The 20973-nt window shown below is 70.9% G+C and carries 23 protein-coding genes and 1 pseudogene; 12 read left to right on the top strand and 12 right to left on the bottom strand.

Going from position 1 to position 20973, the window contains the following annotated elements; genetic code table 11:
• Positions 1-12 precede the first annotated feature (12 nt).
• Positions 13-1479 carry an FAD-dependent oxidoreductase gene (locus FK268_RS19285; protein WP_158636161.1) on the bottom strand — a complete coding sequence of 489 codons (1467 nt, stop codon included), beginning with the start codon at positions 1477-1479 and terminating at the stop codon, positions 13-15.
• A gap of 64 nt (positions 1480-1543) precedes the next feature.
• On the opposite strand from FK268_RS19285, the gene FK268_RS19280 reads away from it, so the two are divergent.
• Both FK268_RS19280 and FK268_RS19275 read left to right on the top strand, forming a co-directional pair.
• On the top strand, positions 1544-2572 hold the full coding sequence (locus FK268_RS19280) for an alpha/beta fold hydrolase (protein ID WP_146437002.1): 1029 nt from the start codon (positions 1544-1546) through the stop codon (positions 2570-2572).
• On the top strand, positions 2569-2958 hold the full coding sequence (locus FK268_RS19275) for a PPOX class F420-dependent oxidoreductase (protein WP_146436999.1): 390 nt from the start codon (positions 2569-2571) through the stop codon (positions 2956-2958). The genes FK268_RS19280 and FK268_RS19275 overlap by 4 nt, the downstream gene beginning before the upstream one ends.
• A gap of 148 nt (positions 2959-3106) precedes the next feature.
• On the opposite strand, the gene FK268_RS19270 is transcribed toward FK268_RS19275, so the two are convergent.
• Both FK268_RS19270 and FK268_RS19265 read right to left on the bottom strand, forming a co-directional pair.
• Entirely contained in the window at positions 3107-3370 is a 264-nt protein-coding gene (locus FK268_RS19270) for a DUF202 domain-containing protein (protein WP_146436997.1), read from the bottom strand.
• Positions 3367-3753, bottom strand: coding sequence for a YidH family protein (locus tag FK268_RS19265; protein WP_146436996.1), 387 nt, complete (start codon positions 3751-3753; stop codon positions 3367-3369). Before FK268_RS19265 ends, FK268_RS19270 begins: the two co-directional genes overlap by 4 nt.
• Before the next feature lie 117 nt (positions 3754-3870).
• On the opposite strand from FK268_RS19265, the gene FK268_RS19260 reads away from it, so the two are divergent.
• Genes FK268_RS19260 through FK268_RS19245 form a run of 4 tightly spaced genes read left to right on the top strand, consistent with a single transcriptional unit; the run spans position 3871 to position 6291 of the window.
• Positions 3871-4314: a hypothetical protein gene (locus FK268_RS19260; protein ID WP_146436994.1), complete on the top strand. Its 444-nt coding sequence runs from the start codon at positions 3871-3873 to the stop codon at positions 4312-4314.
• Between the two features lie 32 nt (positions 4315-4346).
• Positions 4347-5042 carry a TtfA family protein gene (locus FK268_RS19255; protein ID WP_146436993.1) on the top strand — a complete coding sequence of 232 codons (696 nt, stop codon included), beginning with the start codon at positions 4347-4349 and terminating at the stop codon, positions 5040-5042.
• Complete coding sequence (gene pyrE / locus FK268_RS19250; RefSeq protein WP_146436991.1) at positions 5039-5587, top strand: orotate phosphoribosyltransferase; 549 nt, start codon at positions 5039-5041, stop codon at positions 5585-5587. Before FK268_RS19255 ends, pyrE begins: the two co-directional genes overlap by 4 nt.
• Positions 5584-6291, top strand: coding sequence for a TrmH family RNA methyltransferase (locus tag FK268_RS19245; protein WP_438696005.1), 708 nt, complete (start codon positions 5584-5586; stop codon positions 6289-6291). The genes pyrE and FK268_RS19245 overlap by 4 nt, the downstream gene beginning before the upstream one ends.
• A gap of 9 nt (positions 6292-6300) precedes the next feature.
• Here FK268_RS19245 and FK268_RS25235 read toward each other — a convergent pair whose 3' ends face one another.
• Positions 6301-6777 carry a type II toxin-antitoxin system VapC family toxin gene (locus tag FK268_RS25235; protein WP_146437062.1) on the bottom strand — a complete coding sequence of 159 codons (477 nt, stop codon included), beginning with the start codon at positions 6775-6777 and terminating at the stop codon, positions 6301-6303.
• 1 nt (position 6778) lies between these two features.
• Between FK268_RS25235 and FK268_RS19235 the strand changes: the two genes are divergently transcribed.
• Positions 6779-7894: a glycoside hydrolase family 76 protein gene (locus FK268_RS19235; protein WP_146436990.1), complete on the top strand. Its 1116-nt coding sequence runs from the start codon at positions 6779-6781 to the stop codon at positions 7892-7894.
• 16 nt (positions 7895-7910) lie between these two features.
• A complete protein-coding gene (locus tag FK268_RS19230; RefSeq protein WP_146436988.1) occupies positions 7911-8759 on the top strand; it encodes an alpha/beta fold hydrolase in 849 nt (282 codons plus the stop codon).
• Between the two features lie 5 nt (positions 8760-8764).
• Here the strand turns inward: FK268_RS19230 and FK268_RS19225 are convergent, their stop codons facing one another.
• Positions 8765-9688, bottom strand: a complete 924-nt coding sequence (locus FK268_RS19225; protein ID WP_146436986.1) for an oxygenase MpaB family protein — start codon at positions 9686-9688, stop codon at positions 8765-8767.
• Between the two features lie 117 nt (positions 9689-9805).
• Here FK268_RS19225 and FK268_RS25080 point away from each other — a divergent pair.
• Positions 9806-9931: pseudogene (locus FK268_RS25080) on the top strand (type II toxin-antitoxin system RelE/ParE family toxin); the annotation flags it as partial.
• A 7-nt stretch (positions 9932-9938) separates the two neighbouring features.
• On the opposite strand, the gene FK268_RS19215 reads toward FK268_RS25080, so the two are convergent.
• From FK268_RS19215 to FK268_RS19200, 4 genes are all read right to left on the bottom strand, one after another.
• Complete coding sequence (locus FK268_RS19215; protein ID WP_146436984.1) at positions 9939-11585, bottom strand: ABC-F family ATP-binding cassette domain-containing protein; 1647 nt, start codon at positions 11583-11585, stop codon at positions 9939-9941.
• A gap of 24 nt (positions 11586-11609) precedes the next feature.
• Entirely contained in the window at positions 11610-12245 is a 636-nt protein-coding gene (locus tag FK268_RS19210; protein ID WP_193560307.1) for a DedA family protein, read from the bottom strand.
• A gap of 8 nt (positions 12246-12253) precedes the next feature.
• On the bottom strand, positions 12254-12937 hold the full coding sequence (locus FK268_RS19205; protein WP_146437057.1) for a DedA family protein: 684 nt from the start codon (positions 12935-12937) through the stop codon (positions 12254-12256).
• A 70-nt stretch (positions 12938-13007) separates the two neighbouring features.
• Positions 13008-14879, bottom strand: coding sequence for a Na+/H+ antiporter (locus tag FK268_RS19200; protein ID WP_146436983.1), 1872 nt, complete (start codon positions 14877-14879; stop codon positions 13008-13010).
• Positions 14880-14928: 49 nt separating this feature from the next.
• On the opposite strand from FK268_RS19200, the gene fbaA reads away from it, so the two are divergent.
• Positions 14929-15957: a class II fructose-bisphosphate aldolase gene (gene fbaA, locus FK268_RS19195; protein WP_146436981.1), complete on the top strand. Its 1029-nt coding sequence runs from the start codon at positions 14929-14931 to the stop codon at positions 15955-15957.
• Position 15958: 1 nt separating this feature from the next.
• Here fbaA and FK268_RS19190 read toward each other — a convergent pair whose 3' ends face one another.
• Together FK268_RS19190 and FK268_RS19185 are read right to left on the bottom strand one after the other, a co-directional pair.
• Entirely contained in the window at positions 15959-16450 is a 492-nt protein-coding gene (locus FK268_RS19190) for a hypothetical protein (protein WP_146436979.1), read from the bottom strand.
• Positions 16447-18588, bottom strand: coding sequence for an Rv0361 family membrane protein (locus FK268_RS19185; RefSeq protein WP_146436978.1), 2142 nt, complete (start codon positions 18586-18588; stop codon positions 16447-16449). Before FK268_RS19185 ends, FK268_RS19190 begins: the two co-directional genes overlap by 4 nt.
• A gap of 98 nt (positions 18589-18686) precedes the next feature.
• On the opposite strand from FK268_RS19185, the gene FK268_RS19180 reads away from it, so the two are divergent.
• Together FK268_RS19180 and FK268_RS19175 are read left to right on the top strand one after the other, a co-directional pair.
• Positions 18687-19106 carry a DUF3151 domain-containing protein gene (locus tag FK268_RS19180; RefSeq protein WP_146436977.1) on the top strand — a complete coding sequence of 140 codons (420 nt, stop codon included), beginning with the start codon at positions 18687-18689 and terminating at the stop codon, positions 19104-19106.
• The gene (locus tag FK268_RS19175) at positions 19066-20274 is read left to right on the top strand and encodes an FUSC family protein (RefSeq protein WP_193560306.1); all 1209 of its coding nucleotides are present in this window, start codon (positions 19066-19068) and stop codon (positions 20272-20274) included. Before FK268_RS19180 ends, FK268_RS19175 begins: the two co-directional genes overlap by 41 nt.
• Here FK268_RS19175 and FK268_RS19170 read toward each other — a convergent pair.
• Positions 20267-20908, bottom strand: coding sequence for a hypothetical protein (locus FK268_RS19170; protein ID WP_146436975.1), 642 nt, complete (start codon positions 20906-20908; stop codon positions 20267-20269). The genes FK268_RS19175 and FK268_RS19170 overlap by 8 nt on opposite strands.
• Positions 20909-20973: the final 65 nt, after the last annotated feature.

Here is a 20973-nt window from a genome sequence, read left to right as displayed (position 1 = left end):
TTCGCGTTCGCGCTACTCCGCGGAGAGCAGGCCGGCGTGGAAGTCGGCGACCAGGGCGTCGACGGTGCTCCGGGCGTCGTAGCGGTTCGTCCCGATCACGCCTGTCGGACCGCGCTTGACCCAGCCGGCGGTGTAGACGCCGGGGAGCGGCGCACCGTCGGACCCGAGAACGCGTCCGTCCGCGTTGGGGATGATCCCGCCGGCCTCGTCGAAGGGAACGCCCGGAACGGAGGTGCCGCGCAGGCCGATCGCCGCGAGCACCAGTCCGCACTCGAGGCTCGACGGTGTGCCGTGCTCGTCGAACTCGACGACGGCACCGCCGGTGGCTTCGGTGACGGCGGTGGGCGGCGTGCCGAACCGGAGCACCACGCGTCGCGCGTCGGGGGCGGGGGAGGGGGCGGCCGCCAGATCGCGCAGCAGCTCCAGCTTCTGCCGGACGTAGTGCGCCGCTTGCGGATCCGCGGGCTCCGCGCCGAGATCGGAGAGATCGGCGGCGTCCACCACCACCGGCACCGTCCGCGCCAGGCCCACCAGCTCGGGCGCGGTGAACGCGGCGTGGTCGGCGCCCCGTCGGGCCAGCACCACCACCTCCCGCACGCGCGACGCACGCAGGGCGGCGAGGGCCTCGTCGGACATGTCCGTACCGACGAAGAGCTCGGGATCCGCGGTGAGGACGCGGGCCACGTCCAGCGCGACGTTGCCGTTGCCGAGCACCACGACCCGCTCGTGCGAAAGGTCGAACGGGTGCCCCGCGAAGTCCGGGTGGCCGTTGTACCAGGCGACGAAGTCGGCGGCGGCCGCGACGACGGGCAGGTCTCCGCCCGGCAGCGGCAGGGGGCGCCCGTGCAGCGCGCCCACCGCGTAGACCACCGCGTGGTGCGTCCGGGCCAGCTCTTCGTGCGTGACGTTCTCGCCCACCGACACCCCGAGGTGGACCGTCACCCCGCTCCGGCCGCGCGCGGCGGCGAACTGCTCCTGCACCTTCTTCGTGTCCGCGTGATCGGGGGCCACCCCGAAACGCACCAGCCCGCCGGGTTCGGGAAGGCGCTCGTAGACGTCGATCTCGGCACGCACGTCGATACGGTGCTGCAATTCGCTCACCGTGTAGTGCCCCGCCGCGCCGGCGCCCACCACCGCCACGCTCAGCGGCTCGGCGTCGGAGGCCGGACGCCTGCGACCGAGCTGCGGATCGGCGTACGGATGATCCAGGTCCGCCGCGGAGCCGACGGCCCGGTAGTAGGCGGCGTTGATCTCCTCGAAGGGCGCCATCTCGTCCGTGAGCTCGTAGTCCGTCGTGATCGCCGAGACCGGACAGGCGTCGATGCAGGCGCCGCAGTCGATGCACACGTCGGGATCGATGTAGAGCATCTCGGCGGTGGCGAAGCCCGGCTCGTCGGGCGTCGGGTGGATGCAATCCACCGGGCACTCCGGCACGCACGAGGCGTCGTTGCAGCAGTTCTGGACGATCACGTGGGGCATGCCTCGATACTGTGCCGCCGACGGCGCGGGGGCAAGCATCCGCGAGACGTGTCAGGCTGGGGACATGACGACTCCGACCCCGCACGTCGTGCGGACCGCGCGCCACACCACGTCGTACCTCGCGTCCGGTCCCGCCGACGGTCCGCTGCTGATCTTCGTGCACGGCTGGCCCGAGCTGGGCTACACCTGGAGGCACCAGCTGCGCGCCCTCGGCGCGCTCGGCTTCCGGTGCGTCGCGCCCGACATGCGCGGTTACGGATCGTCGACGGTGCACGCCGAGAAGAGTGCATACCGCCGCGAGGAGGCCGTCACCGACATGCTGGAGCTGCTGGCCGGGCTCGGCCGGTCGAGCGCGATCTGGATCGGGCACGACTGGGGCGGGCCGGTGGTGTGGAACATCGCCACCCACCATCCGGAGGTGGTCGACGGCGTCGCCGCGCTGAACGTGCCGCACTTCCCGTCGAGCGGGCCCACGCCCTTCGACCTCATCGACCGCGAGAAGTACCCCGCCGACGAGTACCCGTACGGCCAGTGGGACTACCAGGTGCACTACCTCAAGTCCTTCGACGAGGCCACCGCTCAGTTCGAGAGCGATCTCCCGGGACTCGTCGCCGCGCTGTTCCGCAGCGGCGATCCGCGGCACCTCGAGGGCCCGGCGCCCACCGCGGTCATCACGCGGAACGGCGGCTGGTTCGGCGGCGGGCCCGTGCCGCAGCTGCCGCTCGACCCGGCGGTGCTCACGCCCGAGGACCACGCCGTCTACGTCGCCGCCTTCGAGCGGAACGGCATGGCCGGTCCCAACTCCTGGTACGTCAACACCCCCGCTGACACCGAGTACGCGAAGACCGAACTGAACGGGGGGCGGATCGAGTTGCCCGCCCTGTTCCTGCACGGCCGCTACGACGCGATCCTCGACACCGTCGGCACCCGTCTGGCCGATCCGATGCGGGAGGCGTGCAGCGACCTCACCGAGGTGATCGTCGACTCCGGGCACTGGATGGGCGAGGAGAAACCCGCCGAGGTCAGCGCCGCGATCGCCGGCTGGATCGCCCGCAGCGTTCCGGCGTCCTGGCCGGTTACGCTGGGCCCATGACTGAAGGAATCGCCGGCTCGGTCGCGCAGGTGGCGGATGCCAAGTACGTCCTCCTGACCACCTTCCGCAAGGACGGCACCCCCGTGGCGACTCCGCTCTGGGCCGTGCGCGACGGCGCCGACCTCCTGGTGTGGACCGTCGCCGACTCGTGGAAGGTCAAGCGCCTCCGGCGTAACCCGTCTGTGCTGGTCCAGGCCTGCGACGCCCGCGGCAGGAAGACCTCCGGCCCCGAGGTCGCGGGCACGGGCGAGATCGTCGACGGTGATGACGCGGCGTCGAGGATCGCGAAGAAGTACGGGATCCTCGGATGGCTCACCGTGACCGGTTCCAAGATCCGACGGGGCGCGGGCGGGACCGTCGGGATCCGGGTGCGCGACGCGGAGTGATTCCGAAACCTCACTGATATTCGGTCACGACGACGTATTTCCATCGTGGCTGAGTTCGAGCGCGGTTTCTATCAGCGTGATGCGGCGCGTCCGCGCGGAGGCCATGATGTCCGATTCACACCGGCCTGTCGACGGAATTGCGGGCGCGTCAACGCACCGTCGTGACCAGGCCCGCCACGGCGAGTGCCACCACGATGGCGACGAGGACGGCCGCGCGGCCGGGCCCGAGCGGAGCGCGGTGCAGGCGCGAGCCGACGGCGACCACGGCCACGGCCAGGCACGTCAGCGCCGCGGCGGGCCAGTGCGGCAGTGCGGCGCGGGCGACGATCGTCGAGGTCAGCAGCGCCGCGACCACGGTGCGCACCCGGGCCAGTTGGGTCCGCTCCGCAGCGAGGGTCGACGGTGCGCTCACGTCACCAGGAGCGAGACGGCCAGCACGACGCCCGCGAGCACGATCAGCCCCGCCAGGACGATCGTCGCGGGGGAGCCGCGCAAGTCACGGCCGGTGCGCATCGCGCCCTCGACCGACACCCAGCGCGTGAAGGCGTACCCCGCCAGCCCGGCGGCGACGAGCAGCAGCACCACGACGAGCGGCGTGCGCACCGGCGCGGGCACGACGTGCGGCGCGAAGGCCTCCAGGCCCACGGCGGCCGCGACCAGCCCCAGCGATGTGCGGATCCACGCGAGGAAGGTGCGCTCGTTGGCCAGGGTGAACCGTGCGTCCGGCGCCTCACCGTCGGTGAGGGCGCGCGGCGGCCAGAGACGTCCCACGCCGACAACGCTAGCGGGGTGCATAGACATTCGCCCGCCACATTCACAGGCCCGTCTCAGACACGACGAATAGTTTCGCGCAGGGCGCGATCGATGAGGCGCACGATGAAGGCAGGGACGTGACACGAGGAGGTGGTCGCCGTGGGTGGTGACTCCCGCGCGCGTGGCCCGTGGCCCGCCGTTCTCCTCTGTCTCCTCGGGATCGGCGTGGTGGGCGCGGGCATCGCGTACGCACTGCAGATGTCGGCCGACCTGGGCAGTACCCGGCGCGTCCTCCCTGCGGCGCAATCGGCGGGCGTCTCCGTCAGCGACCAGCGGTCCGTCGCCATCACCCCTGGTCGCGAGGTGATCGGGGCGGTGACCTCCCTGCGCGACGGGGCCATCACGGTGCGCTCCGCCCCCGACGGCGGCACCGTCGTCCTGCACACGGGACCGACCACCCAGGTGACCACCACGCACGGCAACACGCTGTCCGATCTCGCCGTCGGCGACGTGGTCATGATCCAGGTGAGCGCCGACGGGAAAGCGGCCCTCGCGATCTACGCCGGTCAGATCTCCGTCGCCGGTACCCCGTCTGTCGGGTGAAGTCGCCGGTCGACGCGCTACTGTAGGTGGCGATGTCGTACGTAGTCTTCCTGATCCTCGCGGTGGTCTGCGCGGCGCTGGCCGCCGCGCTCATCTGGTATGAGCGCAACCACTCGCCCAACATGCACTCCGAGCGCGCCGACTGGGCCGCGGAGCGGGAGTTCGTCTACAGCCGGACGGACCCGTCGTTGCGCGACGAGTTCCACCGCGGCGGCATGGTGGTCTCCGGTGATCCCGAGATCGTCGACGTGGCCTTCGGCAGCTACTTCGGCGCCGCCGCCTACGTCTTCGACCTGGAGGGTGTCGCCACGGTCGCGGCCGTGAGCCGCGGGGCGACGTCCGGCGCGCTGCTGGACCTGCGCCCCGAAGGCCGGCACGCCCCGACCGAGCCCGGCATGGAGGCGCTGGGCGCCCTGGGACCCCGCGTGCTCTACACCAACAACGCCGAGGTGGCGCGCCGCGTCGCGGACCGCCGGATGATCGCCTTCGCCGAGCAGGTGCCCGACTACATCCAGTCGCTGTGGAACGAGGGCGAGTGGACGCTGGCGTCCATGTCCGCCACCGATGATCCCGACGACCTCGACGAGGCGCTGGAGGCCGTGCGCCGCTTCGGCGACCTGCTGCGCGTCCTCCCACCCGAGGGCCACGCGCGCGTCGTCACCGCCGGCGGCCCCCGCGATCCGGGCCAGCCGGTGCCGGTCCGCTCGGGCAAGGAGTCCGGACGGTGACCGCACCGCTCGACCCGACCGCCAAGGCCCGGCTGGCCGAGCTCGTGCGCGAGCTGGCCGTCGTCCACGGCAAGGTCACGCTGTCCAGTGGCCGCGAAGCCGACTACTACGTCGACCTGCGTCGCGCGACCTTGCACCACGAGGCGTCGCCGCTGATCGGAGCGCTGCTCCGCGAGCTCACCGCCGATTGGGACTTCGACGCCGTCGGCGGCCTGACCCTGGGCGCGGACCCCGTCGCCACTGCGGTCATGCACGCGCCCGGCCGGCCGATCGACGCCTTCGTCGTCCGCAAGGCCGCCAAGGCGCACGGCATGCAGCGCCAGGTCGAGGGGCCCGACGTGGTGGGTAAGCGCGTCCTGGTCGTCGAGGACACCACGACCACCGGCAACTCGCCGCTCACCGCGGTGCGGGCGCTCCGCGACATCGGCGCCGAGGTCGTGGGCGTCGCGACGGTCGTCGACCGCGCCACCGGTGCCGCCGATGTCATCGCCGCCGAGGGCCTCGAGTACCGCTCGGTGCTCGGCCTCGCCGACCTGGGGCTGTGACCTCCTCGTCCGACGCCGCGGGCGACCCGGACGAGCAACTCGGGCCGACCGAGTGGGTCACGGGCCTGCCCGGACCGCACACCGTCGGGCTGGGGCCGTGGGCCGCGGAGCATCCTGGCGTCCCGGCCCCGGAGGATCCCCGCTACGACCCGCAGTTGCTCGCCGAGGGCGACCGGCGCAACGTGGTGGACGCCTACCGCTACTGGACGCGGGAGGCGATCGTCGCCGACCTCGACGCCCGCCGGCACCCCTTCCACGTGGCGATCGAGAACCTCGGCCACGACGCCAACATCGGCACCGTCGTGCGCACGGCCAACGCCTTCGGTGCGGAGGCCGTGCACATCGTCGGGCGACGCCGGTGGAATCGGCGGGGCGCGATGGTCACCGACCGCTACCAGCACCTGCACCATCACCCGGACACCGACGCCCTGGCGGCCTGGTGCGCCGAGCGCGACCTGCCGATCGTCGCCGTCGACAACCTGCCGGGCTCGGTGCCCCTCGAGCGGGCATCGCTGCCCCGGCGCTGTCTGCTCCTCTTCGGGCAGGAGGGACCGGGCGTCTCGGGCGATGCGCGGCACGTCGCAGGGTCGACGGTGTCGGTCGCCCAGTTCGGTTCGACCCGCTCGATCAACGTCGGTGTGGCGGCGGGCATCGCCATGCACGCCTGGATCCGGGAGCACGCCGACCTCGACGGCGCGTGGTGACGGCTGGGCTCAGCGAGTTCCGATCGCGTACGCGCGGATCCGTTCGTCGACGGTGAGGAACGTAAGGTCCTCGACCATGCACTGCGTGACCAGCATGCGGTCGAACGGGTCGCGGTGGTGCCACGGCAGGTCGCGGAGCGCCGCTGCGTGGCGGGCGTCGAACGGCACCGGCATGAAGCCCTCATTGCGGAGGAACTGCTCGGTCAGTTCCGGGGCTTCCAGCTTCCCCCATGAGGCCTTGATAGCGACCTCGGCGACGGTGACCGCCGACACGAGCGCATCGTTATCCGCGTCGTGGATCAGCGACCAGCCGCGAGAACTGCGACTTCGAGGCGTAGATGTTGAACTCGGCGCTGCCCATGATCCGAGGTCACCTGGATTGGTCAGGTCTGACCAACTGATCGTGACTGTGCGGTCTTCTCTCACGCGGCATGTCTCTGACCTGCAGCGACGTGCACACGTCGGTGACCCGTGATGTGATGTCATCATGAGTTCGGTCGAGTGGAATCAGCGCGCGGCCTCGGCACAGGCCGCGGTCGTGGAGCGGCATCTCAAACCCGTCTGGGGCATCCCCGGGACCCTGCTCGGCACGCCGGCATACCCCGCTACGCGGCGCGATTCACTGTTCGTCAGGTGGAACTACTGGTGGCAGGCCCACCTGCTCGACGTGGCCGTGGACGCCTACGTCCGGGACGGAGCACCGTCGACCCGGAAACTGGTGTTGCGCATCGCCCGCGGCCACAGGCTGCGCAATCTGTTCCGCGTCACGAATTCCTACTACGACGACATGGCGTGGATGGGGCTGGCGCTGGAGCGGGCGCAGCGGCACGCGGGGCTCAATGCGCACCGTCGGCTGCGGGTGCTGCGGGACGTCCTCTACGACGCCTGGGTGCCCGAGATCGGCGGTGGCATCACGTGGCGCACGAAGGGCGCCTTCCTCAACGCGCCGGCCAACGGTCCGGCGGGCATCTTCCTGGCCAGGATGGGCCGGTTCGAGCGCGCGGAGGAGACCTCGGACTGGCTGTACCGACGCCTGCTCGATCTCGAGACGGGCCTGATCAACGACGGCGTCGACGGTGACCCCGAGCACCCCGACGGTGGGAAGATCTACCCGGAGAAGTACTCCTACAACCAGGGCGTCACGATCGGGCTGGACACGGAGCTCTCCTCGGACCTGGCCCCCACGCACGCGGTCCGTGCCGCGGGGCTCATCGCGGCCGTCGCCGAGCACATGACCGAGGACGGCGTCATCACCGGCGGCGACGGGGGCGACGGCGGCCTGTTCAACGGCATCCTCATCCGCTACCTCGCCCTCGCCGCGCTCGCGCTACGCGGCCCCGGTGCGGACGACGCGCGCACTGCGGCCTCGGAGATCGTCTTCGCCTCCGCGGAGGCGGCCTGGCACGGGACGCGCGAGCTGGACGGTCGCGTGCTGTTCTCCGCGGACTGGACCCGCGACGCCCGGATCCCCGGAACCACCGACGCGCCCGCCTACTTCACGGGCGGCACCGTCCGGTCCAGCCAGACGCCGGAGCGCGACCTGTCGGTGCAGATCGGCGGCTGGATGGCGATGGAGGCCGCCGCGGCGCTGGCGCGACACTGAGACCGAGGAGGTCGCCGTGCAGGTCATCGATGTCGACGGGGCAGCCCTCGCGGTGGACGTCCTCGGGCGCGACCAGAGTCCGTCGGTGCTGCTCATCGCCGGTGGCGGGCAGTCCATGGACTGGTGGACGCCGGAGTTCTGCGCGCTGCTCGCGGGCGACGACCTGCAGGTGATCCGCTACGACCACCGCGACACCGGGGAGTCCGCGGCCTCGCCGCCGGGCGCGCCTGACTACACGGGCGCCGAGCTCGCGGCCGACCCCGTGCGGATCCTCGATGCCCTGGGCATCGACGCTGCGCACGTCGTCGGGATGTCGATGGGTGCCGGGATCGGCCAGACGCTGGCGGTCCGGTCCCCCGGGCGGGTGCTGTCGCTGACACTGATCGAGTCCAGCCCGGCCGGCGGCCAACACGGCCCGCTGCCGGGTCCGGCGCCCGCGGTGGCGGCGAGCTTCGAGGAGACGCCGCCCGCGGTCGACTGGTCCGACGAGGCCGCCGTCATCGACTACCGCGTGGACGTCGAGCGGCCCTACGCCGGCTCCGGCGGTCTCGACGAGGAGCGGACGCGGACGATCGCGACGCGCGAGGTGCGCCGGACGCGGAACATGGAGTCGTCGCTGCGCAACCACTTCCTCGCGTCGCCGGCGTCGCCCGTCGATCCCGCGGCGATCACCGCTCCGACTCTGGTGGTCCACAGCGCCGACGACCCGCTGTTCCCACTCGCACACGGCGAGGCACTGGCACGCCTGATCCCGCGCGCGGTTCTGCTCGCGCTGCACGGCCCGGGCCACGAGATCCCGCCGCCCGCGACGTGGGACGTGGTGATCCCCGCGCTCCGACGCCACGTGCTCGGCGGGCGAGCGTGAGCGGCCTAGTGTGCTTCGAGGCTCGCTGCGTCGGTGGCGGACGTGCCGCGGTGCACGGGGCAGCCCGGGGCGAAGGTGCCGAGCGCCTCGGGGCGGAAGCCCTTCGGGTAGCTGCGGATCCGGTGATTGTCCCGCACCAGTGCGGGGGTGCGGCGTGACGGCAGGACGGCGAGGAGCCGGGCGCGCAGCTTCATCGCGGCCGTCGAGACCCGCCGCACCAGCGGGCCTGGATCGTCGTAGTGGAAGGCTTGCAGCAGCGGTGGATCCATGAGCGCACGGCTGAAGACGCCGATCACCGGACGGACGGGCGCGAGGTAGAAGCTCCCCAGCAGGTCCAGCGTCGAATCGGCGACCCGGCGAGCGCCCTCGTCGAAGGCGAAGTGCTCGGCCTCGTAGCGGTCCATGTAGTCGGCGAAGGCGTCGTAGTCGGCGGGGATGTCCGGGATCGCCATGTGCTTGCCGAGCGTCTGGTAGTAGCGGACCGTCGCCAGCTTCTCCGCCTCGGTGAGATCGCGCCAGCCGTAGTCGGCGATCCAGCGCACCGGCACCACGACGAACGTGCACAGCACGTAGCGCATGTCGTCGTCGGAGATGTCGTACATCTTGTGCATCTGGTTGATGCGGCGGATGGCGGCCCTGCCGTCGGCGCTGGCGAATCCCTTGAGCAGCGGCACTTCGAGGAGCAGCGCCGTGTCGTCGTAGCGCTTTTGCACCCGCTCGGTGAACTCGCCCGTGTCCGCGAGGAGGCGGCCGATGCTCGGGACGGCGTACGTGCGGAACAGCGCGAAGCTCAGGGCCTGCGTGATGTCCCATGGGAACTCGTACGTCCCCAGGTTTCGCGAGATCTCGACGAAGTCGGTCTCCGGGTTCAGTCCGCGGTTGCGGTCGATCTTCCAGGGGCGCAGCGATCGGGCCGGACGGGTGTGCATGAGGTCTCCTCCGTGGGCTGATCACACTGTAAGTTGACTTATACAGATGTGCAAGAGGTCACATCGCCTGGGTCGATGCGCTCCGGTGCGACCTGATAGCGACAGGCGTACCTGGTCGAGATCCGTGACGGCTATCGGCGATACACCGTCGGGAGCCACCTGATCTTCTATCGGGCACGTAGCGAAGGAGTCGACGTCGTCCGCGTCCTGCATCAGCGCATGGACCCCACGCGGCACCTCTGACGGAACGTCAGTCCTCGGTCAGGACACCGTCGGCCATGCGCCAGCGACGCGTCGCGCGGACGGTGTCGAGCATGCGACGATCGTGCGTGACGAGGATGACGGTGCCGTCGAAGGACTCGACGGCCTGCTCCAGCTGCTCGATCGCGGGCAGGTCGAGGTGGTTGGTCGGCTCGTCGAGGACCAGCAGGTTCACGCCGCGGGCCTGGAGCAGAGCGAGCGCGGCGCGGGTCCGCTCGCCGGGGGAGAGCGACGAGGCGGGACGCAGCACGTGGTGCCCGCGCAGCCCGAACTTCGCGAGCAACGTCCGGACGTCGGCGGGCGGCGTCTCCGGCACCTCGGCGCAGAAGGCGTCCAGCAGCGGACCGTCGGACAGGAAGCGCCCGCGGGCCTGGTCGACCTCGCCCACCTCGACCCCGGAACCGAGCGTGACCGACCCGGAGGAGGGCGTCACCCGCCCGAGCAGCAGTCCCAGCAGCGTGGACTTGCCGGCCCCGTTCGGACCGGTGAGCAGGATCCGGTCGCCGTACTCGACGCTCACCGACACCGGCCCGACGGTCAGGCCCGGATACCCGGCGGTGGCCCCGGACGCGGTCACCACGACCGTGCCGCTGCGCGGGGCGGCCGCGATCTCCATCCGCAGCTCCCACTCCTTGCGCGGCTCGGCCACCACCTCGAGTCGCTCGATGGCGCGCTCGGTCTGCCGTGCCTTCGACGCCTGCTTCTCCGTCGATTCGAGCCGCGCTTTGCGCCCGGCCTTGTCGGGATCGGAGCCGCTGCGCATCTTCCGGCGCGCATTACGGACGCCGTGCTCCATCCAATTGCGCTGCATCTGCGCGCGATCCTGCAGGTCGGAGAGCCTGCCCGCGTACTCGTCGTACTCCTCGCGGGCGTGGCGCCGCGCGACCTCCCGCTCGACGAGGTAGGCCTCGTAGCCGCCGCCGTAGACGCCGATCTGCTGCTGCGCGAGATCCAGCTCGACCACGGTGGTCACCGTGCGGGCCAGGAACTCGCGGTCGTGCGAGACCACGACGATCGCGGTGGCGGCCTCGTCGACGAACCGCTCCAGCAACTCGAGGCCCGCCAGGTCCAGGTCGTTCGTGGGCTCGTCGAGCAGGAGAACGTCGTAGCGCGAGGCGAGCACCGCGGCGAGCCCGGCACGAGCCGCCTGCCCACCCGAGAGCCCCGTCATCACGGCGTCCGGGTCGTCCAGCCCCACGTCGGACAGGATCGCGGCGAGCCGCTGCTCCAGGTCCGCGCCGCCGAGCGTGAGCCAGCGGTCCAGCGCGGGCGTGTAGAGATCCGTGTCGGGATCGTCGGCGAGCGCGAGCGCGGCGTCGTCCATCGCGGCCTGCGCCGCGGCAACACCGGTCCGTCGGGCGACGAATTGCGCGACGGTCTCGCCGGGCCGGCGTTCGTGCTCCTGCGCCAGGTACCCGACGGTCGCATCGGCGGGGGAGAGGTCGACGGTGCCGGTGACGTCCGGACCGCCTTCCGCGCCCACGCCCGCCAGGAGCTTGAGCAGCGTCGACTTCCCGGCGCCGTTCGCGCCGACGAGACCGACGACATCGCCCGGGGCGATCACCAGGTCGAGGCCGGTGAACAGGGTGCGATCGGCGTACGCCACGGACAGGTCGCGGGTCTGCAGCACGGTCATGTCAGTCCTCCCGACGGCGCGCCGTCAGTCATCGAGGTCGACGGAGACGTTCGGCTTGGACATCTCACGCCGGTAGCCGATGATCCCGATGACCGTGCCCACGACGAGCATGACGATCATGCCGCGCAACGCCCAGTCGAGAACCCACTTGTAGTCCTGCAGCGCCGAGGAGGCGTAGTAGCCCACGAGCAGCAGGAACGGGGCCCAGATCAGCGAGCCCAGTACGGAGGCGACGGTGAACTTGCGCTTGTCCATGCCGACCGCGCCGGCCACCAGCGGGCACAGCGTGCGGACCCACGGGATCCAGCGGGCGATGAGCACGGAGAAGAATCCGTGCTTGTCCATCAGTTGCTTGACGCGGTGCAGGTTGTGCGCGTTGAGGTAGCGGCCGTCCTGCTTCGCGAGCACGTGATCGCCCATCTTCACGCCGATCCCGTAGCCGACGTGGTTACCGGCGATCGCGGCGATGAACGCCGCCAGGGCGAGACTCCAGACGGACAACGCCGAGTGGCCGGTGGTGGCCATCGCGAGTCCCGCGGTCAGCAGCAGCGAATCGCCGGGCAGGAACAGCCCGACGATGAAGGCGCACTCGCAGAAGACGAATCCGGCCACGACGAGCCAGATCATCACCGGCCCCGCGGTCTGGACGAAGTCGAGCACCGACGGGCCTAGGCGCCGGAGTCAGTGGCGGAGGCGCGCCGCCCCGCGAGGTACTTCTTCACGACGCCCCACAGAATCGGCAGGACCGAGACCAGCACGATGCCGATGAAGATCGTGTCGATGTTGGTGCGGACCCAGTCGATCTTGCCGAGCCACACGCCCAACAGGATGATGCCGTCGGCCCAGATCACAGCACCGATCGCGTTCCAGATGACGAACTTGACGTACTTCATCTGCGCTGCGCCGGCGGCGATCGGCGCGAAGGTGCGCACGAAGGGCACGAAGCGGGCGAGGATCAGCGTGGCCGGGCCGTACTTCTCGAAGAACTCGTGCGACTCGTCGAGGTACTTGGTCTTGAGGAAGCGCGCGTCGGGCTTGAAGAACTTCTCCCCGCCGAAGCGGCCGATGAAGTAGCCGACCTGGGAGCCGAGGATCGCCGCGATGGGCGTCGCGATCAACAGCACCGGCAGCGACATCGCCGAGCCCGTGTACGTGGCCTCACCGACCGCGGTGCCGGTGCCGGCGGCGGTGAGCAGGCCGGCGACGAACAGCAGCGAGTCACCCGGGAGCACCGGGAAGAGCACGCCGGATTCGATGAACACCACCAGCAGCAGCCCGACGAGGGCGATGCCGCCGAAGGCGTTGAGGACCGCCACCGGATCGGTGATGTCCTTGAGGGCGAACGCCTGCATGGTGGTCGAGGCGGCCAGAGTCAGGTCGTGGAGAGGCACGCCGACCAGGATACCGGCCCGGACGCGGGTTCTACTTCAACAGTTCGTCGATGTAGCACCAGCGCCACGACTCCCCGGGCTGGAAACTGCGGATCACCGGGTGGTTGGTGAGTTCGTGGTGGACCGTCGCGTGCTTGCCCTCGGAGGAGTCGCAGCATCCGACGTGTCCGCAGGTCAGGCACAGTCGCAGGGCCACAGGGTTCTGCCCGGATTCGACGCATTCGAGGCAGTCCGAGCTCAGCGGCACCGGGTCGGCGAACTCGTCGGACACGCGGAGATGGTCACATTCGTCCTGCGCCCACGGCGGCGTGAGCAGTTCGGCGACGGCGATGCGCTCGCTGCGCACGGCCGAGACCTCGAGCATCGCCTCCTCCACGTCGAAGTTGGAGAGCACCTGCTCGAGCACCTCGTGATCGCCCTGGCCGGCGTCGCGCATGCGCAGGACCTCGTCGCGCTCGGCGGCGATCATCTGCAGCCGGACCGCGCGCAGCTGCGCGGCCGGGGTGTTCGCGGAGTCCGGGCCGAGCCGCTCCCAGAACGCGCGCTCCCGGTTGATCGTGTGCTCGCGGACTCCGTCGAGGACGGTGGCCGGCACGGTGTTCTCCGGGCTCGCCGCGATCTCGTCGAGCCGGGCGAGGCCCGCGTTGAGCGCGGATCGCATGACGACGGCTTGCTGCAGGGCGTCGGTGCGGGCGTTCGGCCCCTGGACGCGCAGCAGCTTGGCGAGCGCGGGCAGCGTCGAGCCTTGGATCAGGAGGCTGCCCGCCACCACGACCATGGCTGCGAAGACGAGGACCTCGCGGTCCGGGAAGTCGAGCGGGAGGATGAACGCCGCGGCCAACGTGACCACTCCGCGCATGCCCGCCCACGACAGCACAGTCGTCTCGCCGGCGCTGATCCGCTCGCTCGCGTCGTCGACCTTGATCGAGATCAGGGCCGACGGTGCGCACCACACCATGCGCGCGAGGATCACCGTGAGCATCACCGCGAGGCAGGTGGTGATGATGAGCGGCCAGCCGATGGGGGAGCGGTCCGCGCCCTCGAAGATGGTCCGCATCTGCAGGCCGATGAGGAGGAAGACGGAGTTCTCGAGGAGGAACTGGATGGTGTTCCAGTTGATCCGCGCCGACATCCGGCCGATCGCCGTCTGATCCGTGGGCGCGCGGTACGCGACGATGAGGCCGGTGACGACGGTCGCGACGACGCCGGATCCATGGATGTGTTCGGCGGGCAGGTAGGAGACCCACGGGCTGATCAGGGTGATGCCGGTGGTGAGGACCGGGTCCGTCAGCCGCCGCAGCAGGAAGCGCAGCAGCAGCGCCGCGAGCACGCCCACGACCACACCGCCCACGGCGCTCAGCGCGAAGGAGCCCAGCACCTCCCAGAACCCGACGGTGCCCGCGACCGCGGCGATGGCGGTGCGGAGCAGCACGATCGACGTCGCGTCGTTGAACAGGGACTCGCCCTCGAGCAGCGTGGTCACCCGGCGGGGCAGGCCGATGCGCCGGCCCACGGCGGTCGCGGCGACAGCGTCGGGAGGGCCGACGATGGCGCCCAGCGCGAGGCCCGCGGCGAACGGAATATCGAGCAGGTAGGAGGCGACCACGCCGACGGCCGCAGCTGTGAACAGCACCAGCCCGACCGAGAGCATGCCGATCGGCCGGATGTTCTCCTTGAAGTCGACGAGCGAGGCCTTCGACGCCGCCGCGTACAACAGCGGCGGCAGCAGGCCGAGGAGCACCACGTCGGGATTGAGCGGGACGTCGGGCACCGCGGGGATGAACGACGCGCCGATGCCGACCACCGTGAGCACCAGCGGGGCGGCGAGACCGAGGCGGTCACAGAATGCACTGACCACCAGAACCGTGGCGACGAGGGCGACCAGCCCAACAGCGAGCTCCATGGGCGATAGTCTTTCACCTGGAAACGTCGAACCGCTCAGGAGGACAGACATGCCCATCGCAACCCCCGAGGCCTACCGGGAGATGCTGGACCGCGCTCGTGAGGGCGGATACGCCTTTCCGGCGATCAACTGCACGTCGAGCGAGACGATCAATGCGGCGATCAAGGGTTTCGCCGATGCGGGCAGTGACGGGATCATTCAGTTCTCGACCGGTGGTGCCGAGTTCGGCTCGGGCTTGGCGGTCAAGGACATGGTGGTCGGTGCGGTGGCGCTGGCGGAGTTCGCGCATGTGGTGGCCGCGCAGTACGACGTGACGGTCGCCTTGCATACCGATCATTGCCCGAAGGACAAGCTCGACAGTTATGTGCGGCCGTTGTTGGCGGTCTCGCAGGAGCGGGTGGACAAGGGGCTGAATCCGTTGTTCCAGTCGCACATGTGGGACGGCTCGGCGGTGCCGCTGGATGAGAACTTGGAGATCGCCCGGGAGCTGTTGGCGAAGGCGAAGGCGGCGAAGATCATCTTGGAGATCGAGATCGGTGTGGTCGGTGGTGAGGAGGACGGTGTTGAGAATGAGATCAACGACAAGCTGTTCACCAGTGATGAGGATTTCGCGAAGACCGTCGACGCTTTGGGGGCGGAGGGCTACCTGCTGGCTGCGACGTTCGGCAACGTTCACGGTGTGTACAAGCCGGGGAATGTGAAGCTGCGCCCGGAGGTGCTGCGTGATGGTCAGGCGGTCGCGTCGGAGAAGTTGGGTCTGCCCGCGGGGAGTAAGCCTTTCGATTTCGTTTTCCACGGTGGTTCGGGGTCGTTGAAGAGTGAGATCGAGGAGTCGTTGAGCTACGGCGTGGTGAAGATGAACGTCGACACCGATACCCAGTACGCGTTCACCCGTCCGGTCGCGGGGCACATGTTCGCCAATTACGACGGTGTGCTCAAGATCGACGGTGAGGTCGGTAACAAGAAGACCTACGATCCGCGGTCCTATCTGAAGAAGGCCGAGACCGCGATGGCCGAGCGTGTGGTGGAGGCCTGCAACGACCTGCACTCCGCCGGCAAGTCCATCAGCACGAAGTAGCTCAGGCGAGGGCCAGTCCGAGGAGGACTGCCAGGACCAGCACGATCATGGCCGCGGCCGCCGCCCATTCCGGGGCGGTGAGCTGCGGCCGTGCGCGTTTCCGGGCCGTGGGCTGCTCCGGCGGGGGCGCCGGGTTCGACGGTGCGGGCAGGCCCGCTGCCGCGGGCGCTGCCGGACGGGCCTGCGGTGCGGGTGCGCGACGGGCCGGTGCCTGCGGTGCCGCGGGCTGGTGCGCGCGGGCCTGGGGTCGCGCGGGCTGGTTCTGCGGCCGGTGCTGCTGCGCACCGTGCGGGGAGTGCGGTCGCGGCGCCATAGGGTGCGGCGCCGCCGCCGGCGGCGTGGCGGTGCGCCGTGGCGGGGTCACGCGACCCGCGCCGCGTGCGATCCGGTCGGTCCGCGGCGGGGGCGGGGTCGGGACCTCGGAGTACGCCAGTTTGGGCTCCGACGCGGGGCGCGGGTTGCGGAGCGTGGGGTCCTCCGACGGCCCGGTCATCGCGCGCCGACGCGGGTGCACACCTTCCAGGTGTCCGCGTCCTTCTCGAGGGTGAGGGTGTTGCGCACCTTCGCGTTCGGGTTGTTCGCGTAGTGCACCTCGACCTGGACCTCGGCCTTGTCGTCGCGAACGTCGATGGCCTGCAGCCCGTCGAGCTCGGGGAGGAGGCCGTCGTCCTTGGCGTTGCCGTAGGCGCGCTGCCACTGCGCGTCGTCGATACGGTCGTAGTAGTTCTTCGCGCCGCCGCAGGTCTGCTGGCGCAGCGCGGCGAGATCACCGCGGTTCACGGCGTCGATGAAGGACGTGGTGGCATTGGCGGCCTGCTGCCGCGGATCCTGCGACGAGCCCGACCCCGAGCCCGACTTCGGGACGAGCAGCAGGATCGCGGCGACGATCACCACGACCGCCACCACCGCGGCCGCGACGATCCACAGTGTGCGCCGGCTCTTCGGTGGGGCGCTCTGGTCACCCGTCGGTGCGAAGTACGCGGGCGCCTGGCGTTCCGCGGCCTCCTGCGTCGGCTCTGCGGGTGCGGACTCCGATGGATCCGGCACCGGAGTCGCGGGCAGGGTCTGCTCGGCTGCGGCAGGCGCCGCCAGCGGAGACAGGGGGAGGACCTCGGTCTCGGGCGTCGCGTCGGGCAGTTCGTTCTTCTCGGTGTCGATCGTCGCCTGGTCGGGGCGCGGGGCGACCGGGATCGCGGTGGTCGCAGCCTCGTCGGCGTCCTGGTCGTCCTCGGCGGTCTCGTCCGCATCGGCGACGTCGTCGGCCGCGTCGACCTCGGTCGCCTCCGTGTCCGGGGCGTCGGTCTCGACCGGTCCGACGGTGCGCAGCGGCGACGCGATCGCCTCCGCCTCCGACCCGGTCTCGTCCGACGGGTCCTTGCCCTCGCTGCTCTGCTCCTCGGCGGCCTCGACGTCGCCGTCCGCATCATCGCCGTCCGCATCAGCGGTGTCGGGGTCGCCGGCCTCGGCATCCTCAACCGCAGCATCGGAAGAAGCAGCCTCGGATGCAGGCGCCTCGGCGACGTCCTCCTCGCCGGACTCCTCCGCCGGTCCCTCGCCCGACTCGGTCTCGTCGTCCTCGTCGCCGACCGCCGCCGCGACGGCTGCAGCACCGGCGACGCCGGCGATCCCGGCGGCCACGGCTGGCGTCGTGGTCGACGCCTCGCTCTCGCCGTCCGCTGCGTCGGCCGGCTCGGCCTCGTCGGCCTCGGCCGCCTCGGCCTCGTCGTCCGTCTCCTCGGAATCGACGTCGCCGCGGTCGGTCCCGGCTTCGGCCTCGTCGGTCGGGGTCTCGTCCGCGCCCGCGTCGTCGGGAGTCTCCTCGTCCGCGCGTTCCGCCGCGTCCTCGGGCTCGTTGCTCTGCGTTTCCTCCGACGGCCGGGCCTGTGCCGCGAAGGCCGTGGTCTCGGCGTCGCTGGGACGCTGCACGACGGGCAGCACTTCGGTCTCGGCGTCCGCGCCCTCGGCGGCGGGCGACGTGGTCACTACCGGCCCGACGGTGCGCAGCGGCGACGCCGGAGCCTGTGCGTCCTCTGCGCCGGCGTCCCCAGTGTCTTCGTCGTCGGCAGTGTCGTCTTCGTCGTCGGACTCGTCGCGCTCGGCAGCGTCGCTGCTCTCCTCGACGCTCTCGGCGTCTGCACTGTCCGACTCGTCGGGTGCGGCCTCGTCGCCACCGTCCTCGTCGCCACCGTCCTCGTCGCCACCGTCCTCGTCGACGGTGGCGTCGTCAGCGGCGGTCTCGTCGACCAGCGCGCGACCGGCGGCGGGCAGAACGCGGGTCTCGGCGCCGGACGGCGTCGCGTCGGAGGCACCCGACGGAGCGGATGCGGCACCGTCGACCCGGAAGGCGGTGGTCTCGGCCTCCCCGGGGGTCGGAGTGGGCGCGGCCTGCTCGACGAGCTGCGCGAGGGAATCGGAATGCGAGGGAGTCACGGCGTCGGAGGGCGCGCTGCCGAGCGTGCCGGCGGTCTCGGAGTGCTCGTGCAGCGGTGCCGCGGGCCATGAGGCGAGCCGTCCGCGCAGGTCACGCAGCCGCGACAGGGGTCCCCGGTTGTCATCCCGCGCCATCGCTTCCGTCATCCCCTCGATCGAGTGCCGTTCCTTCTCCGCGGCGGCGAGCCGCACGCGGAACACCTGACACCCTAGCGGGCGCGCACCCGCGGCGACCCGCGTGTTGTCCGGCCGCGCACGTCCTTCGCCCTTCTTCGCGCGCCGCGTGGAAGACTGGAGCAATGACGTCCTTCGGAGATCTCCTCGGCCCGCCCCCGGTCCTGCTCGACATCGACGAAGAGCCGGAACTGCAGCTGAACCAGGGCCGCCCGGCAGCCGAGGTGGCGGCGGCCACCCCCACGTCGTCGTTGGCGTGGGCGGTGCTGGCGGAAGCCGCGCTGGATGCGGATCAGGCGGTCACCGCCTACGCCTACGCACGGACCGGCTACCACCGCGGCCTCGACCAGCTGCGCCGCCAGGGATGGCGGGGCTTCGGCCCGGTGCCCTACAGCCACGAGAACAATCGCGGCTTCCTGCGGGCCGTGGCCGCCCTGGCCCGCGCCGCGAAGACGATCGGCGAGGAGGACGAGTACCTCCGGTGCCTGGACCTGTTGAACGACTGTGACCCCGAAGCCGCCGGCGCTCTCGGACTCGGCGCGTAGCCGACTCGTCCGGCGGCACAATGCGCTGCCGCAGGTGATCCAGAGCCGCACGAAGCGGCTCTGGAACGCCAAGCTGCCCATCCTGCAGTGCGCGGTCGCCGCCGGGATCGCGTGGTTCGTCGCGAACGACGTGATCGGTCACGTCTCGCCCTTCTTCGCGCCGATCGCCGCGATCATCTCGCTGGGGCTGTCCCTGCAACAGCGGCTGCGCCGCTCGCTGGAACTCGTCGGCGGTGTCACCGTCGGCATCGGCGTGGGTGACCTGATCATCTCCGTGATCGGCACCGGGCCGTGGCAGCTGGCACTCGTCGTGGCGATCGCGATGTCCGTCGCCATACTCGCCGATCGCGGCCCGTTGGTGCCGATGCAGGCCGCGTCCTCGGCCGTGCTCGTCGCGACCCTGATCCCGCCCGGTTCGACGGGCGGCTGGACGCGGATGCTCGACGCGCTCATCGGCGGCCTCGTCGGCGTCGTGATCGCGGCGCTCATCCCCAACAACCCCGCCCGGCGGCCGCGCAAGGACGCGGCCAAGGTGCTCGACACCATGCGCCGCGTCGTCGCCTCGATCGCGGCGGGCCTGACCGACCGCGACATCTCCTCGCTCGAGTGGGCACTCGAGACCGCCCGCGCCACCCAGCCCGACCTGGACCAGCTCACCAGCGACCTCGCCGGCGGCCTCGAGATCGCGAAGGTCTCGCCGCTGTTCTGGAGCTCGCGGCCCCGGATGGACAAGCTGCAGGCGATCGCGGATCCGCTCGACAACGCCGTGCGCAACGTGCGCGTGCTCGCCCGCCGGGCCCTCGCCTCGAATCAGAACGGCGAGCGGATCGACCCGGCGCTGGTCACCGAGGTCGGCCGCCTGGCCGAGTCCTTCAAGATCATGCGTGACGTGGTGCTCGCCGAACCCGGCACGCACCCCGACCAGGCCGACGGTGCGCGGGTTCTCCGGTCCGCCGCGCGACGCGCGAACGCGCTGCCGATGCACGACGAGATCTCCGAGAGCGAGTCGCTCAACGAGGTGATGATCTACGGGCAGCTGCGCTCGACGATCGTCGACCTGCTGCAGGTCGCGGGCCTCTCCCGCACGTCGGCCGTCGCGCAGATGCGCGACACGCGCGCCGTGACGAAGCCGCAGCCCGTGATCGAGGCCGACCCGGACGTCAGCTGATGAGCAGCCAGTCGTCGGTGTTGCGGTAGAAGGTCGCGCGGGTCACGACGCTGGGGTCGGTGCGGCCGTCGCGGGTCACGACGAGCTCGAGCCCGCCGGTCTGCGCGGCGCGGCCGGACAGCCACCGTCGACGGACGCCCTTGGCGAGCCGGGCGCGCACCCCGCCTCCGTCGTTCGAGCCGGTCGGCTCCACGATCACGGCCTTGGCCTGCCCGGTGAACAGCTTGTCCGAGTCGACGAAGGTCTCGCCGGTGAGCGGCCCACCGTCGGGGCCGGTGATCTTGGCCTTGCCCACGAGCACGAAACCGCGGTCGTCACGGATCAGCGGCACGGCGCGGGGCGTGCCGGTGAGCGGATCGCCCGGCGGATAGATCGCCGAGGCGTGCGAGTTCTGGGTGGGCGCGTACGCCACTTCGACGTCCAGCCGTTCCGATGCCATCAGCCGGGCGATCACCGCCGCGAGCAGGTCATCGGGCCCCGCGACGACGATCCGCTTGGGGAACGTCAGCTTCTGCTTCAGTTCGGCCTTGGCGGAGTCGAGGTCGACGGTGATCGTTTCGAGGTCGCGGAGGCTGCCCGGGATTCGGACATCGGGTGCACGCACCACGACGGTGCTCTGGGTCACGGAGCTCACCGCACCTACTGTAAGGTTGCGGCACGGCTCGACGTTATCCAGGGGAATCCATCGAGGTGAGTGCG

Source organism: Tsukamurella sputi, assembly GCF_007858445.1.
GTDB classification, from domain to species: Bacteria; Actinomycetota; Actinomycetes; order Mycobacteriales; family Mycobacteriaceae; genus Tsukamurella; species Tsukamurella sputi.
This window is presented reverse-complemented; position numbering and strand designations above follow the sequence as displayed.

Excerpts from the sequence above, each read along its gene's own strand:
- FK268_RS19285 (WP_158636161.1), bottom strand. The coding sequence starts at position 1,479 with ATGCCCCACGTGATCGTCCAGAACTGCTGCAACGACGCCTCGTGCGTG.
- FK268_RS19280 (WP_146437002.1), top strand. The coding sequence starts at position 1,544 with ATGACGACTCCGACCCCGCACGTCGTGCGGACCGCGCGCCACACCACG.
- FK268_RS19275 (WP_146436999.1), top strand. The coding sequence starts at position 2,569 with ATGACTGAAGGAATCGCCGGCTCGGTCGCGCAGGTGGCGGATGCCAAG.
- FK268_RS19265 (WP_146436996.1), bottom strand. The coding sequence starts at position 3,753 with ATGCACCCCGCTAGCGTTGTCGGCGTGGGACGTCTCTGGCCGCCGCGC.
- FK268_RS19255 (WP_146436993.1), top strand. The coding sequence starts at position 4,347 with ATGTCGTACGTAGTCTTCCTGATCCTCGCGGTGGTCTGCGCGGCGCTG.
- FK268_RS25235 (WP_146437062.1), bottom strand. The coding sequence starts at position 6,777 with ATGACATCACATCACGGGTCACCGACGTGTGCACGTCGCTGCAGGTCA.
- FK268_RS19235 (WP_146436990.1), top strand. The coding sequence starts at position 6,779 with ATGAGTTCGGTCGAGTGGAATCAGCGCGCGGCCTCGGCACAGGCCGCG.
- FK268_RS19225 (WP_146436986.1), bottom strand. The coding sequence starts at position 9,688 with ATGCACACCCGTCCGGCCCGATCGCTGCGCCCCTGGAAGATCGACCGC.
- FK268_RS19215 (WP_146436984.1), bottom strand. The coding sequence starts at position 11,585 with ATGACCGTGCTGCAGACCCGCGACCTGTCCGTGGCGTACGCCGATCGC.
- FK268_RS19205 (WP_146437057.1), bottom strand. The coding sequence starts at position 12,937 with ATGCAGGCGTTCGCCCTCAAGGACATCACCGATCCGGTGGCGGTCCTC.
- FK268_RS19200 (WP_146436983.1), bottom strand. The coding sequence starts at position 14,879 with ATGGAGCTCGCTGTTGGGCTGGTCGCCCTCGTCGCCACGGTTCTGGTG.
- fbaA (WP_146436981.1), top strand. The coding sequence starts at position 14,929 with ATGCCCATCGCAACCCCCGAGGCCTACCGGGAGATGCTGGACCGCGCT.
- FK268_RS19190 (WP_146436979.1), bottom strand. The coding sequence starts at position 16,450 with ATGACCGGGCCGTCGGAGGACCCCACGCTCCGCAACCCGCGCCCCGCG.
- FK268_RS19180 (WP_146436977.1), top strand. The coding sequence starts at position 18,687 with ATGACGTCCTTCGGAGATCTCCTCGGCCCGCCCCCGGTCCTGCTCGAC.